Raw genomic sequence first — 15,212 nt, forward strand, 5'->3', positions numbered from 1 at the left:
AAGGCTCTGGCGGGATGATACGAGCACCGGGCCGGTGGAGCAAGAGGAAGGGCGGAGACTGCGATTCCAGCGACGAGGAGTTAGCTAGGAATTGCTGAGGGGACTGCGCCGCGATGCGAAGATCCGCGCCCCTAGAACTCCCCCCAGAGCGGCAAAAAGAATCATACCGAGCGCGGTTGTGGCGGAGCTGGTCAGGCTAAGAAACGCCTTGCCATCCGGTGAGAGCAGGAAGCGGAAATAAGCCCGGATCTGCGCCTGCGCTTCCGGTGTCGTTTGGGCCATGCGTCCGCCCATCTGCTCCACCATAGCCCGGATATTGCCATCCATGGAGTCGTCAATGGCCTTGCTCATGTGCAGCGCGTGGCGCTGGAAGAGGAGAACACCCGCATTGCAGGCGGTTGCAGAAAACGCCGCCACAATGCCGGCTACAACACCAATCCGCAGGCCCGTCCGCAGATTCAGGAAGCTCGCCTGGGAGCGTCTTCGGTAGAGCGCGACCGCCGCCATCGCTCCGCCAACAAGCCACAGGAATGATCCTGTGGAGAGAGGAAGCAGAGAAGAACTCAGCAGTCCCATGGGAAGACCAACAATGAGAGCCGAGCGAATGGCGTGCTTCCAGGAAGTCCCTCTGCGCTCCGCCTCGCCCGTGAATTCGCGGGAGGAGGCCATGCCTTCCATTTCGTCGCTCGCTTCCAGACGCAACTGCGGAGATCCGCAATGAGGACAGAACATGCCTGAGGCGCTCAGCGGATTCCCGCAACGATGGCAAAGAGATTCCATTCCTCTTTGAAGCTACCCCACGGCATCCTCAAAAGCAATGAACCATCACCAGACGCCGCTGGCCGATTGCGGATCGCGATTGGATTCTGCACCAGAATCCGGGCACAGTGAGACCTGAAGGCGACTAATCCTCTTGTTCTCAACGTGAATTTCGCAGGTGACCACAGTCACATCGCGCAATTGGGGCGAATAGTGTAGTATCCACGTCCGGAAGGAGGGCACATGCCAAAACATGTACTCGTATTTGCTATGGCGGCCCTGTTTTTACCCGCCATTTTCGGAATGGCCCAGCAGCAGGATAGTGTGAAAAAGGTTCCGGTCAAACCGACATCACCGGTATCCGGAAAAGAGATGTATGGAGCCTACTGTGCGACCTGCCACGGCACAGATGGAAAAGGCAACGGTCCGGCGGCAGCAGCGCTCAAGACACACCCAACCGACCTGACAATGCTTGCCAAGAATAATGGCAATAAATTTCCTCAGGATCACATCGTCAGCGTGCTTCGGTTCGGGTCAGAGCTTCCATCCCACGGCTCCGTGGATATGCCCGTATGGGGACCTGTACTTCACTCCATGAATCGGTCCAACTCCGCCGAAGAACAGCAGCGAATCAGCAATCTAACGCGATACCTGAAGACGATACAGCAATAGCTGGAGCACTGCGGATCCTATGCAGGCTAACGTCGAAGGGCCACGGCTCACACCATGGCCCTTCGACGTTAGCGAACCAGCCCAGCAAGGTATCCAGTCTTGAAGGATGGCGCGATTTTTGCGCTGTGAGGCAGATCCTTCGCTTCGCTCAGGATGACAAAGCTAAATGAAGCTCAGAGAGACAAACTAAATGAGGCTCATGATGACAGAACTTAGCCGCCGCCCAGCCAAGGTTAGCAGGCCCTAGTTGCTTTCGCGGGCTTCGTCTTTACCTGGCGGCTCATCTGCAGGAAGGTCCAGAAGCACGAGAGAGAAGTCCGTCCCATCGCCGCCGGACTTGTCGATGCTCACCAGATGCTGGTGCTTCTTTGACCCTGCTTTCAGCAGCGCGGATGCATCGGCGTTGACTGCGGAGTGGGAGCCATGCGGGCCGCTGTCCTGCTCACTGCACCCCAAGCCCTGGCGGGTGACCGCAGGAGCCCCCACAGCCTTCGCCCCTTCGCACTGGACGACATCGCCGTAACGGCCCAGCGCCTTGTGGTAGTAAGTCAAAACCTGGTCCTTGGAATCCGGCGTATGGTATTTGATCACTTTCAGGCGCATCTGCCAGTTGCCAAAGGCCATCTGGACATCGGAAGCGCCGCTCTTCTCCTCACGGCGGGTAATTGAAGTCGCGCCTGGGTAGGCAGGCAAGCCGACATCGGAAGCGGCCATTTCGTTCGTCTTGACCTGCACATTGCCGAAGGGCGTCTGAACCTTGACGTTCTTATCTTTCCCGTCCTTCGATGGATCCACCTGAACGCTGCATGCGGCGGTCGCCAGCAGCAAGCCTGCCGCCAGAACAATGCTCGATCTGCGCAGGAACCATTGAATATCGGCCATCCCACTCCCCCTGACGCTCCAAGGTGCGACCGTCCTAGATACGCGTACTGCAGCCGGACGGTTCCCTGGCTCCTTCTGGCCGTGTTCAAGGCCGCTTTCTGGGCCACAGCTTCATAGAATCCATGCGACCTTCCTTACAGAGAAATCATCAGAGTAGGCAGGACTGTGGTTCTTCCGCGGATTCCTTCAATTTATGAGGCGCTCATGAACGAACTCGGTGGTCTATTTACTCCTTTTACGCTCCGCAATATTACTTTTCCCAACCGTATCGCCGTTTCGCCAATGTGCGAATACTCCAGCGAGGATGGATTTACCAATGAGTGGCACCTGGTGCACCTGGGAAGCCGCGCAGTTGGCGGCGCCGGACTGGTAATTACGGAGGCTACCGCCGTCGTGCCGGAGGGCCGCATCAGCCCGTGGGATGTGGGGTTGTGGAAAGATGCGCACATAGCAGGGCTCAGCCGGATTGTAGACTTTATCCACAGCCAGGGCGTACGGGCCGGGGTGCAACTGGCCCATGCGGGACGCAAAGCAAGCACATCCCGTCCGTGGGACGCACAGGGGGACAATGTCGTTCTGCCCACCGCAGGAGGCTGGGAGAACGTCGTCGCTCCGAGCGCCATCGCTTTCAAGCCCGGCTATGCCGAACCCATCGCGCTGGACCGGAACGGCATCGATACCGTCATTCAGGCCTTTGCTTCCGCGGCTCGCCGCGCCTTGGCGGCAGGCTTCGACGTCGTGGAGATTCACGCCGCGCACGGCTACCTGCTGCATCAGTTCCTCTCGCCGCTCAGCAACCATCGCACCGACGAGTATGGCGGCAGCTTTGAAAATCGTACCCGCCTTGTAGTCAACGTCGTGGACGCGGTGCGGCAGGAGTGGCCGTTGGAACTGCCACTCTTCATTCGAATCTCCGCCACCGACTGGGTCGAGGGCGGCTGGAGTACTGAAGAATCGGTGAAGCTTGCCCGCCTGCTGAAGGACCATGGGGTCGATCTGGTCGATGCCTCCTCCGGAGGAGTGGTGCCCAACGCAAAGATCCCAGTTGGGCCTGGCTACCAGGTACCGTTCGCCGAGAGGATACGGCGGGAAGGCGGGATCCCAACCGGCACGGTCGGGATGATTACCTCAGCCCAGCAAGCGGATCAGATCGTGCTCAACGGACAGGCAGACATGGTATTGCTGGCGCGTGAGTTGCTGCGCGATCCCTATTGGCCTCTCCATGCGGCGGTGGAACTTAAGCAGTCAATCGCATGGCCTCCACAGTATCTGCGCGCGGCGGAGGGCATCGCCACGCAGCGCCAGCCTGTGTCGTCCGCAACTACCAGCCTTGTAGCTAAGTAGCGGAAGCGGGAACCAGCGAGGGCAACCTCAAAAAGAAAGCTACGTCTCCGGGGAGCGGTGTCCTATACTTTGCACAGTGGACGCGGCCCCTTCGGGGCGGAGTCACGCCTGGATCATGCCGAATCAACAGCCAAATCGACGCGCTTCCGTAAAGACCGAAATCCCCGATAAGCTCTACTTCAGGATCGGGGAGGTTTCGCGCCTTTGTGCTGTGGAAGCCTACGTTTTGCGCTTCTGGGAGACTGAGTTTTCCCAACTCCGCCCCAATAAGAGCGGGACGGGGCAGCGGCTCTATCGCAAGCGGGACGTGGAGATGGCGCTTCGCATCAAGCGACTGCTGCACGAGGAGGGCTACACCATTGCGGGGGCCCGGCAGATCCTGCAGGCGGAATCACGCCGCAAGGGTGGCCAGCCGGAATTGCCCATGCCCGCGATGCCTATCGTGCTGAAGCCACAGGATGCGCCGGCAGGTGCAACCAAGGGACAGCGAGCGGTTCCTGTGGAGCAAATGCGCCGCGAACTCCGTGAGCTGCTGGGCATCCTCTCGGTCCCGCCCAATACCCCCGAAACGCGCACGCGCAACGTAAAGCGCTTTCAGGCGCCTGCCGCCAAACTCTTCGAAGACTGAACGAAGTCTGACCCAGACAGGGCCTGGCGGAAAACGCTAACGAGCTTGCGCAGCCCCGGCTTCAGAAGTCGCGGCGATGGTGCCATTGGTCATAAATCGTTCCATGGCCTGCATGGCGCATCCCTGACCGCAGACGTGGTACATCTCGGAATTACGACTCTCTGCTGCGTTCCACGGAAAGAGCGTAAATCGCTGATTTGGCTGGTCGTCTTCCCAGCAGGGAACTTCCCCCAGCATGATCATCCACCAGTGATTACTCTCGCCCTTCTTCTTGCCGCAAATATCGCAAGTGAAAGAAACGTCCCAGGCCATAGACTCTCCACGTTTGCATTCTGTCAGCTCAGGCTGAATGCTTCCTAACTGTAGCGTAGATCAGACATCTTCCGTCAACGAAAAGGTGCTAGTGTAAAAAAAGTCGGAACGGTGTCAAAAGAAGCACCGGTCGGCAATGAGGAGCGGAACATGATCTGTACCAACTGCTCATCGTCAAACTTTCGACTCTCTCGCTTTCGCTGGAAGGACCTGGAGAGGCTAGCACTGCTCCAGTATCCGATTCGCTGCCGCAATTGCCATGAACGGACCTACGGCGGAGTCATGCTCGCACTGTACCTGGCGCAGGCTAGAAAAGCGCGCCGGCGGAAGCGCACGGTCGAGAGCCGTTGATGGCTGGCCAGGCAAAGGTCCAGCGGACTCCTCACTTTTCAGCCGAATCTTTTCCAGCTTCCTTATGGGCCTTCATACGCTCCTCCAGCTTCCGAGACTTTTCCGAGTCTCGCTCCTCCTTCAACTGCTGGAATTGAGCGATGGCGGTTCGGAAGTCGTCCATCCTCTGCATCGAGCGATATAGCCTGGAGAGCTGGTAGTAGGACTGTTGCGCCAACTCGCTGCGCGGACTGCTGGCGATGGCCTGCTTGAACTGCTCTTCAGCAGGAATGTTCTGCCCAAGATTGGTGTAGGCGATCGCGAGATAGTAGTGCGCCCCGGTATTCTCAGGAATGCTGGCGAGAACCTCTCGCAGAAGGGGGACAGCCTCTTCGTAGTGAGCTCGCTGGACCCGCACGCTGCCCAGGCTATAGAGCGCTGTCATGTTATGCGGGTCCCGGTGAACCTCGCTTGCATAGGCGTCCTCTGCCTTTTCAAGCTGGGTCAGTTCCAGATACACGTCTCCCAGTTTGAGATAGAGTCCAGGCTCATCGGGAGCGAGCTTGATCGCCGCCTGGTATTCGGCCACGGCATCCATCGAGCGGCCGGATTCTGCATAGGCCTGAGCCAATACCTCGTGTACTCGAAAAGAATTCGGGTCTACCTTGTACATCTCGTCGTAGCTGTCTTTGGAGACCAGCAGATGAGCGCGGCCGCGATGATAGAGGATGTCGATATCCTGCGGCGCCAGCTTGGCTGCCTGGTCGAGAGACTCGGCTGCCAGTTCCGACTTGTCCATTCCTAATTCAATAATTCCCTCCCACATAAAAGCCTTAGGGTCATGGGGACTGACCTTGACTTCGCGCTGGATTGCTTCAAGAGCATGAGGGTAATCATTCAACCGGTAATAGGCGATCCCAAGAAACATGTGGGCGCCTCGCAGGCCGGGGTTCAACTTCAGCGCGGAGTGGAAGGCGCTGATCGATTCTTCATACTTACCCTGCTGCTCCCGAGCCAGCCCAAGATTGAAATGCCCTCCTGCGAACTGGGGAGATAGCCGCGTCACTTCGGCAAAATGCCTGGATGCTTCATCCGGATTGCCCTGGTGCATTGCGTCGGTGCCAAGACGCATCTCCTGTTCAGCCGCAGGGGTGATTGTGCGGGATTGGGCAAGCCCGATCAGAGGCAACAAGAGGAAGGGCAGGCACAGAGCCTGGAAGAGGCGCAGACGATACGCAGCTCTCGTGTAGAAACGCCCTTTTCTAAACATTCGTCGCATTCGCTGCATTCCCTGGCTGCCTCCGTTTTCATTCGATTCAGCAAGCATGGTAACTCTGAGCAGTTGCAGGTGTGGTGTCCAGATTCAATCGCACACTGGAGCGCCAAAAAAATGGCCGCCACTTTCGAGGCGGCCATGGGTGAAGTACATGCGGTTAGTACTGTATTTTCATCAGGAACTGGATATTTCGCGGACCGTTGACCATGGAGGTTGGATCGACATATCCAAAGCTGAAGATGTCGTTCGGCCCCCCAGAGTTCGGTCGGTTGAAGATGTGACGGTTGAAGGCATCGATCATATCCATCTGGAAACGGACATTGACCTTTTCTGTGATGTGCGTGGTTTTTTGAATACTGAAGTCCTCACTCAGATACCGGAAGCTTCGGACCTCACCCGTAGTTCGAGGTTGCGTTCCGAAGGCATAGGAACCGCGACTGGTGACTGTACTTGGCGTATTTGGATCGATCAGCGCTTGATAGTTGAAGTAGCGATAGGGATCCGGGTTGGTTAGAGCGTTATAGGGATCTGCACCGAACACCGCGGGCTGCAGAGCAGGATTGAAGTGCCCTGCGCGTACAGCCTTACTGGTGAGCAGTTGCCCCTCCACGCGGCTGTAACGAATGCACCCATCAAAAGCCGGCACTCCCGTTGCGCAGTAGAAGGACAGCGGTTGTCCCGACTGATAGCGTTGGACGCCACTTACCTGCCATCCACCAACCACCTTGTCCACGATGCCACCCTTCGAGAGGAACTTCTTTCCCTTTCCAACTGGCAATTCGTAGAGATAGCTCAGGACAAACGTATGCGGAGTGTCCTGATTGCTGATGGCCTTTTCTCCCTTGGGATCAAAGGGGTTCTGGATTTGCCCGCCACCGTGGAACGAAGAGAAGGCAGGCAGCGCGCTGTCCGCATTGGTCAGAGTCTTGGACCAGGTATAGGACGCGAGCAGGTTGAGGCCATCGCGGAAACGCCGTTGCAAGGACGTCTCCAGTGCATTGAAGCCGGCCTGTCCACGATTCTCCAGGCAGCAATCGGTGTTGAAGTTGAAGAACTGCGGATAGGGACGCAGCGATTGACCTACGGATTGTCCCGTGGGATAGCCCAGATAGGGCAGCTTGATGCCTGCCGCAATGGCACGAGGCGAGCCCACAGGAGCAGCGAGAAGATTGCCCAGAGCAAATTTGTCTGGGGTAATGGAGTTGACATTGTCAAACGTAGAGCGCAGATGCGTGGAACGCTGGCCAACATAAGCAACGTCGAGGATTAAATCCGTTGCCACCTGTTGTTGAATTTCCAGGCTCCAGTTATTCACCATTCCAGGCCGGCCATAGGAACGATCGACATAGCCAGGAGTCTGGAAATTGACCTGAGACGGACTCAGGTTTGGCGGCTTGGTATAGGCGGGAAATCCTGTTCCCAGGTTGAACGCCGGATTGAAGCCATCAGGGCTGGAGAAAGCCGGATTCCCCTGAAAACCTGTCCGGAGAAAACCACCAAAATCCGCCCAGAGCAGGCCAGCATAGAAGATGCCGCCACCACCGCGAATGACGGTCTTGTTATCGAACATCTTCGGAGACCAGGCGAAACCAAGTCTCGGCCCGAAGTCCTTGTACCAGGTGTCAACCCATCTTTCGCTGGTCCTGCCGGTCCGCCCTGCTCCCTTGCCAGCAAATACCAGCGCGCCGGGTAGACCTCCAGCATCCGGATTGGTCGCCTTAAGATCGATATTCGACATGTTGTCGTGCGATTCACGCCGGCTGATATCAACATCCCAACGCAGACCGTAGTTAATCGTGAGCGTCGGAGTGAGCTTGTAGCTGTCCTCGAAAAAGACTCCATAGTACGGCGACAGGAACTTGGGCTGGCCGGCATAGGCCGTCAACCCACCGAACCCGGGCTGGCCGAGGAGCAAGCTGGCAAAACCGTTTCCGCTAAGACCATTGCTCGGAACCGTTCCAGCGGTGGTGAAGTTGTTGAAGTTGATGGTTCCGCTTGCTCCGGCATCCGAGAGGGGATTGTAAATCTGATATCGAAGATCAACACCAAACTTGAAGTCGTGCTTCCCCTTCACCCAATTGAAGGTGTCGTTGAGGCGGTAGCCGTTGTCGATGGTGTCACCGTCTACGTTATCCCCCAGGCCATGCACTCCATCGACATTGATCGCAGGGAATGTTCTTCCGCCACCGTTAGCGATACCCAGCTTCGCATCCCACCCGCCGCCGTATCGTACGCCCGCTCCTGTGTTCTTGCTGTTGGTACGGTTGTAACCAACATTCAGGTGGTTGAGCATGGAAGGTGTCACCGCGTAGTCATAACCAACGCGAATGTAGTGGGTAAAGAAATCCTGCGAGCGCCCGGCGCCAGCCGCCGAAGGAAATGCAGGCGTAGTCGAGGTGCGCGTGTTGTCACGAGAGTTAAAGGTGAAATACAACTTCTGCTTCGATGTCAGATTCTGGTCGACGCGAACCGTCATCGAAGTATCGAGAATGGGGAAGGACCAGCTATACGCGAAGTTGTTGGTCAATCCCGAGGATTGGGGGGCCGGATAGAACGCGAGGATATTCTTTGCGACGGCTGCGGAGTTGCTATCCAGCACGTAGCCGGCGGGAATTTTGTTTCCCGGGAAAGGCGTACGGCAGAGTGCACCGCTGGCCGTCGTTGTCGTCGTCTTCGGGTCAAATATCTGGCCTTGATATACCGGCTGACCATTGCATGGATTCGTGTCTACGATGTGGTTGGTCAGTGTCTCGCTGAAATCGCCCTGGCGCATCAGAGCCGTCGGTACCGTGGAGATGGTGGTCCCGCCAGTCGTCTGCCGATACTGCTCCCAGGAGAAGAAGAAAAAAGTCTTATCCCTGCCGTTGTAGAGCTTGGGGATGACCAGGGGGCCGCCCATGGTTAACCCATAGTCGTTCTTCTTGTCCTTGGGGCGTTGGTACGGAGCCCGTGCGGCAGCCGTGGTGTAATGCGCCAGATAGAGATTGTTTCCCCAGTTGTTGGCGTCGAGCGCCTCGTTTTTGTAGAGATCGTAGATAACTCCGTGATAGGAGTTGGTTCCCGCCTTGGTGCTAAAACTCTCCACACCGCCGGTTGTACGCCCCAGCTCTGCGGGTAGGGTCGAGGTGGTGACTTTGAATTCGGAGAGAGCTTCAACGGAGGGAGATGTCTCGTCAAAAGACGAACCATTCTCCGAACGGAAGGTGCTTGCCCCATCCAATAGGACTTCCGTTGAATAGTTCTGCCCACCAGAAATCTTTGACTCAAAGGTTCCGCCGTTGCCGTTGGCTGTCCCAGGTCCGGACGTTCCTGGAATCAGGAAGACAAACGCTTCCGGGGAACGCATGCCGCTCACGACGCTGCCATTCAGATTGAGAGGAAGATCTAACGCCTGCTTTGGCGTGATGACGCCGCCCACATCCGAACTCTCGGTCTGAATCGTCGGAGCGTCGGAGACGATGGTGACTGTTTCATTCACAGCTCCGACGCGAAGGCTGATGGTCAAGGCTGTGGTCGTTCCCACTTGCACCACCACTCCCGTGTTGTTCGCTGTGCTGAAGCCGGACGCGACGGTGGTGATGTTGTACGTGCCAATGTTGACGTTGGGGAGACGGTATGAGCCCGAACTGGTGGAAACCGTCTCATATTTGCTGCCGGAGTTGACCTCAACCGCGGTGATCTTGGCGTTCGGGATCAGCGCTCCGGTGCCATCTTCCACCACACCCGAGATTGCTCCCTGGTTGACCTGAGCATTGGCGGTGGCGAAGGTTGCGAGGAGGCAGAAAATTATTGCCAGGACTCGGGCTGCGGCATGTAAACGTTTTCCTTTCCGGGAAGAGTTTTGAAATGGGCTAGCCAGCAGTCTCCCGCCTGTGCTGCCACGCGCGCCATGCTCCGGTGCCATGGTGGCGCTCGGGTAAACATTTACGCAGGAAACGTTTACCATCGCTTGATAATTTTTTGTCGTCATCCTTAGATCCCCCTAAAAAACCGCATTTTTTGGAGACAGTGAGTCTATTTTGAGAGGTGAAACTGCGCGATTTTGGCGCGGAATGGATGCTAAGATGCGAGACCAGCATTCGTCAACGGAATAATGCAGCCGCCGCAGCCTCCACTTAAAAATTCCCCACCAGAGCCGGAACCGTCTGCCAATTTGGCCTAGGTTCTAAGGAGCGGTCTGTAGCTGCAGGTAGCTCTTCTTCTGCGCGTGCTCTTCCTCGATCAGCCGGGAGGAGATGCTCAACTCCTTCTCCGAAGCTTCTTTCTCGCCGAGCTTTCCCAGCGCGAGCCCGTAGTAGTAGTGCGCAAGCTGATAGGTGGGAGCCGCTTCCACAGCCGGTTTCAGATATTTTTCGGCTTTTGCATAGTCTTTTTGCCGGTAAGCAACGATGCCAAGACTCGTGAGAGCCCCGGCATGCTTGGGATTGAAGGAGAGAGCCTTCTCGAAGTATTGGGTCGCTGACGCAAAGTTTGCCTCGTCCAGATCGATCTGTCCCAGTTGGAAGTATGCCTCGGTCTGCTCGGGCTGCAGAGCAATGGAACGCGTGAATTCCGGCTTTGCTTCCGCATTTCGTTCCAGCATCTGGAGAACACGTCCCAGCCCATAGTGAGCCGTCGCGTCGTCTGGCATGCGGCTCAGATACTGGCGCATCAGGCGTTCCGCCTCCGGCATCTGCTGTAGCTCGATCTCTGCGCGGGCAAGTCCGTAGAGATAATTCAGGTTTTCAGGCTCCAGGGTATGCGCCTCCCGCAAGGCAGCTTCGGCATCGCGGTTGAATCCCGTTTCCAGTGCCATCAGGCCAAAATCAAACAAGATGCGCGGCTCATGAGGAGCGTACTTTTTGGCTTCGATTAAGACGGCCAGCGCCTGATGATTGTCTCCCGCCTTACGAGCAGCCAGCGATTGCTGCTCGGCAATCTCCACCAGCCCGGCCTTCGCCGCAGTGTTCGCAGGCTCCTGTGTCAGTGCTGCTTCATACTCTTCCATCGCAGCCTGATCGCGATGCTCTGTATGGAGCAAGTGTGCGAGGTTCCCATGCGCCGCTGCGATTGTCGGATCGATTTCAATGGCGCGGCGAAAGCGCTCTTCAGCCTGAGAGAGATCGCCTTGCTCGGCGCGAATCACCCCCTGAAGATCAATTGCCCGGGCCTCATTCGGGTAATCCCGCAGAATCCGCAGCAGAAGAGAATCCGCTGCGGCGAGTTGTCCCGCCGCAATCAGCCGGCTTGCTTCTTTCAGTTGCTGATAGCGGGTTGAGAGCGCCGCAGTAGGACCCTGCCCTGCGGAGCGGCACTGGCCGGGGACCGCCGCGAAGGCAAGAATCGCGCCAAGAAACACAAATTTCACGCACCTGCGTAGACCCATAGCGCTCAAAGCTCCTCTTCCCAGGCGAAGGACATTGGACGTGTGGATACGACCATCCGTGCGAACGGTCTCTCCGTCGAGGATTTGTTCCACTCCAATAAGTTTCACGAGGAAGCATCGCATGGCAAGCCAGCGGAGATCCGCCGGATGGAAGGTACTGGTTTTGCAGGAGACGAGGATGGGGTATCAGTAAGAAATCAGGGCAGGAAAACTGCCACAGCTTGCAGATACGGTCATTGGATTGGAAGCCATTCGACCGGATATTGCAGGGGTCGCGTCGAATGAATGGTCGGGACGACTGGATTCGAACCAGCGACCTCACCCACCCCAAGGGTGCGCTCTACCAGGCTGAGCCACGTCCCGACACCGCGCTCGAAACGCGCGGGGTTCTTCTGCTAAGTGTACACGAGCGGCCCGGTCTCCGGTACTGCTCTCCGCGATCCCGGTGCCGCATCCTGCGATTCCACAAACGCCGTTTCGCGATGGTGCCGCTATAGGGGCCATGCCCTGATAGCGACAAAAATGGCCCGAAAAGCAAACTACGCGCTGGGAGGAACGTATTCCTTCGGCCTTGCTCCGCCGCCGCCAAAAAAGAACTCCTGCATCTGATCCACCAGGAAAGACTGTGCTTCCTTGGTCCAGGGCTGGAGGCGATATTCGTTCAGCAGCATTTTCTGGTGGTCGCCCCAATCTTGCCACGCCTTTTTGGAGACATTTTCGTAGATCTTCTTGCCGAGTTCGCTGTCGAAGGGCGGTTCATCCAGCCCCTCCATCTCCTGTTTATAACGCGCGCAAACAACCATGTGTGCCATCGGAATCCTTTCAAGATGCAGCGCCAGCCCGCAGCGTCGTGCGGATCGGAACTTGCGGTGATTGGTTCTTCCTCCCCATTGTAAGAGAGGTACGGCTCACAGGCGAAACCCGGCTCGAACCTCCGCTATCCCTTGCGCCGTTTGGGCCTCTTGCCCTCGGGCTTTCCCTTGCGATTCACGCTGCCCCGCGCCGATGGCGAGCGGCGCTTTTCATTCCGCGACTTGCGCTTCGGCTTGGCCTTGGCTTTTCCGCCACGGCTGGGCTTGGCGGAACCTGCACCTCCGCCCTCTTCAAGCAATGCGAACTGCAGTTTGCGCTCGACTGCATTTACACGGTCGAGCACGACGCGTACGCGATCCCCAGCCGAATAACGCCGCCCACTGCGGTCACCAAGAATCTGGCGCGTGTTCTCGTTATACGTAAAGCGATCGCCGGCCAGCGTGTCGATGGGCACCAGGCCCTCGATGAACAAATCATCCAGCTCGACGAACAATCCGTACTTGGTCGCGTTGAGGATCATGGCGTGGAAGTCTTCGCCCACGCGATCCTGCATGAACTTGATCTTCTTCCACTCCACCAACTCACGCTCGGCGTCATCGGCGCGGCGTTCGGTCTGGCTGCACTCCTGCGCGATGGCCGCAAGCTCCGGCTCCGGAATCGGAGGATTGTGCGCGAAGACAAAACTCTCCCGCGGCCTGGCGTGGGGACGCGGCGCAGCGCCTTCGTTGGGATGGGTCCATGGACTCCACGCGCGTTTCTTCTCCATGCTGCCGTGGCCTTCCACGCCGGTAAGAACGGCCTTGACGATGCGATGCACGATCAGGTCAGGATAGCGGCGAATCGGCGAGGTAAAGTGCGTATACGTTGGGGCAGCCAGCGCGAAGTGACCTTCGTTCTTCTCGCTATAGCGAGCCTGCTTGAGCGAGCGAAGCATCAGGTAGGAGACGATGCGTTCCTCCGGAGTGCCTGCTATCTTCATCGCCAGCTTCTGATACATCCGCGGGGTTACCGGAATGTCTTCGGGAATCTCATGCATACGCGGATTCTTTCCTCGCCCGTGCTGCTGGCGGCGATCGGACTTCATCTGAACTCGCTTGACGGGCAGTGCGCCGAAGCCGAGCGAGTAACCAAAGCCCGCCGCGACGTCTTCAAACTCCACCACGCGCCGCGGCTCCGGCTTCTCGTGAATACGATAGATCGACGGCACACCGAGATCTTCCAGCCAGCTTGCAACACACTCATTGGCGGATAGCATGAACTCCTCGATCAAGCGGTGAGCCCAGTTGCGCTCGGCACGGACAATGCTCTTCATCGCGCCAAACTGATCAAATTCAATGATTGGCTCCGGCAGATCGAAGTCAATCGAACCGCGCCGCTGCCGCTTTTGATTGAGCAGCAGAGCCAGGGTCTTCATGCGTTCGAAGTCCTCGACCAGCAGAGCAAACTGCGCGCGCACGGCATGATCACCCTCGAGAATCGCGTGCACCTGCGTATAAGTCATGCGCTGCGCAGAACGAATGACTCCTTTACAGACTTCGTAGCTCTCGACTTCGCCCTGCGCATCGATCTGCATCAGGCAGGAGAGCACCAGCCGGTCTTCATTGGGGCGCAGGCTGCAGATATCGGTAGACAGCTCCTGCGGCAGCATAGGGACTGCGCGATCCGGGAAGTACACGGAGGTGCCACGCAGACGGGCCTCAAGATCCAGATCAGTCCCCTCCCGCACGTATTCGGAGACATCCGCGATGTGCACCTGTAATTCGTAACCGCCATCGTTACGTTCCGTCACAAGCACAGCGTCGTCGAAGTCGCGTGCAGTCTCGCCATCGATGGTGACGATGGGAAGCTCGCGAAAATCGCGGCGCCGCGCTATCTCTGCCACATCGAGATGAGCAACAGCTTTCGCCTCTGCCAGCACATTTGCCGGGAACACGTGCGGCAGATGATGCTTGCGGATCATGATTTCGACGTCGACGCCAAAGGCATCCCGCTCGCCCAGCACCTCGATCACGCGTCCGCGCGGAGGCTTCGAGAGAGTAGGCCAGTCCGTGATCTCGACGTCGACCACCAGCCCCTCAAGATCGCCCTCCTCTTCCTCCAGCAGCAGATGCGCTTCTTTTCCCAGCACGCGATTCGGCGTATCCGCCGGTGCTGTTGCCATAATTTCGTCGCCAGGCGCGATCAGGATGGGCTGCGTCATCCGGTCGTCGAAGGGCGTGACGTAGTTGCCGGGAACACGCGGCTCATAGCTTCCGCGAAAGGAGCCGCGCCGCGTCTCGGAGAAACCTCCGCCATAGTGGAAAATTCCGACCACGGTTGGGTTTTTGCGGCTGAGGATGCGGACAATGCGCCCCATGCGGCGGCCATCCTGCTTCGGGGGAGCGACCTCAACCAGCACCTGGTCCCCTTGCATGGCTCCGTTGATCTCATTCGGAGGAATGAAGATATCCTCGTTGCCGCTGGCCTGCCTGACCTCCGGCCGAACGAAGCCGTAACCGTCGCGATGCAGATCGAGCTTCCCGGCGGCCAGGTTTTCCCGCGTCGTCACCTCGCGGGGAAGGCCCCACTGTTCGCGATCAAGCTTTATTAATTGTCCGCTGGCCGTCAGACGGGCCAGATGCTCCAGCAGCAGGCGCCGTTCCCGGCCACCGCCCAGCCCCATCTCCCGTACAAGTTGTTTGTAACCCGCGCGTTGGCCTGCGGATCGCTGGATTCGGTGAATCAGTTCACGATCGGTCATGGGAAATTGAGGGCTGTCTACTCCATGGTACGCGGGCACCCGGAACCAGAAAAGATTCCTCTCCGCGTGCAATTTGGCGCGATGAGTGTTT

At 57.7% G+C, this 15,212-nt stretch carries 11 protein-coding genes and 1 tRNA gene; 3 read left to right on the forward strand and 9 right to left on the reverse strand.

Going from position 1 to position 15,212, the window contains the following annotated elements; all coding sequences use genetic code 11:
• Positions 1-84: 84 nt before the first annotated feature.
• Positions 85-702 (reverse strand): hypothetical protein, encoded by a 618-nt coding sequence (locus VM554_09495; GenBank protein ID HVJ08608.1) that lies wholly within the window; start codon positions 700-702, stop codon positions 85-87.
• Positions 703-1,002: 300 nt separating this feature from the next.
• Between VM554_09495 and VM554_09500 the strand changes: the two genes are divergently transcribed.
• Positions 1,003-1,431 (forward strand): cytochrome c, encoded by a 429-nt coding sequence (locus VM554_09500; GenBank protein HVJ08609.1) that lies wholly within the window; start codon positions 1,003-1,005, stop codon positions 1,429-1,431.
• Positions 1,432-1,674: 243 nt separating this feature from the next.
• On the opposite strand, the gene VM554_09505 is transcribed toward VM554_09500, so the two are convergent.
• A complete protein-coding gene (locus tag VM554_09505) occupies positions 1,675-2,313 on the reverse strand; it encodes a hypothetical protein (protein HVJ08610.1) in 639 nt (212 codons plus the stop codon).
• 204 nt (positions 2,314-2,517) lie between these two features.
• Here VM554_09505 and VM554_09510 point away from each other — a divergent pair, with 204 nt between their 5' ends.
• Together VM554_09510 and VM554_09515 are read left to right on the forward strand one after the other, a co-directional pair.
• On the forward strand, positions 2,518-3,657 hold the full coding sequence (locus VM554_09510) for an NADH:flavin oxidoreductase/NADH oxidase (GenBank protein HVJ08611.1): 1,140 nt from the start codon (positions 2,518-2,520) through the stop codon (positions 3,655-3,657).
• 115 nt (positions 3,658-3,772) lie between these two features.
• Positions 3,773-4,285: a MerR family transcriptional regulator gene (locus tag VM554_09515; protein HVJ08612.1), complete on the forward strand. Its 513-nt coding sequence runs from the start codon at positions 3,773-3,775 to the stop codon at positions 4,283-4,285.
• A gap of 36 nt (positions 4,286-4,321) precedes the next feature.
• On the opposite strand, the gene VM554_09520 is transcribed toward VM554_09515, so the two are convergent.
• From VM554_09520 to VM554_09550, 7 genes are all read right to left on the reverse strand, one after another.
• Positions 4,322-4,597 carry a hypothetical protein gene (locus VM554_09520; protein HVJ08613.1) on the reverse strand — a complete coding sequence of 92 codons (276 nt, stop codon included), beginning with the start codon at positions 4,595-4,597 and terminating at the stop codon, positions 4,322-4,324.
• 382 nt (positions 4,598-4,979) lie between these two features.
• On the reverse strand, positions 4,980-6,206 hold the full coding sequence (locus tag VM554_09525; protein HVJ08614.1) for a tetratricopeptide repeat protein: 1,227 nt from the start codon (positions 6,204-6,206) through the stop codon (positions 4,980-4,982).
• A 154-nt stretch (positions 6,207-6,360) separates the two neighbouring features.
• Positions 6,361-10,173: a carboxypeptidase-like regulatory domain-containing protein gene (locus VM554_09530; protein HVJ08615.1), complete on the reverse strand. Its 3,813-nt coding sequence runs from the start codon at positions 10,171-10,173 to the stop codon at positions 6,361-6,363.
• Between the two features lie 195 nt (positions 10,174-10,368).
• Complete coding sequence (locus tag VM554_09535; protein HVJ08616.1) at positions 10,369-11,568, reverse strand: tetratricopeptide repeat protein; 1,200 nt, start codon at positions 11,566-11,568, stop codon at positions 10,369-10,371.
• 286 nt (positions 11,569-11,854) lie between these two features.
• Positions 11,855-11,931, reverse strand: a tRNA-Pro gene (locus VM554_09540).
• A 176-nt stretch (positions 11,932-12,107) separates the two neighbouring features.
• Positions 12,108-12,380, reverse strand: coding sequence for an oxidative damage protection protein (locus tag VM554_09545; protein ID HVJ08617.1), 273 nt, complete (start codon positions 12,378-12,380; stop codon positions 12,108-12,110).
• A gap of 125 nt (positions 12,381-12,505) precedes the next feature.
• Positions 12,506-15,121 carry a VacB/RNase II family 3'-5' exoribonuclease gene (locus VM554_09550; protein HVJ08618.1) on the reverse strand — a complete coding sequence of 872 codons (2,616 nt, stop codon included), beginning with the start codon at positions 15,119-15,121 and terminating at the stop codon, positions 12,506-12,508.
• Positions 15,122-15,212: the final 91 nt, after the last annotated feature.

The sequence above is a fragment of the Acidisarcina sp. genome (assembly GCA_035539175.1).
Classification (GTDB): Bacteria; Acidobacteriota; Terriglobia; order Terriglobales; family Acidobacteriaceae; genus JANXZS01.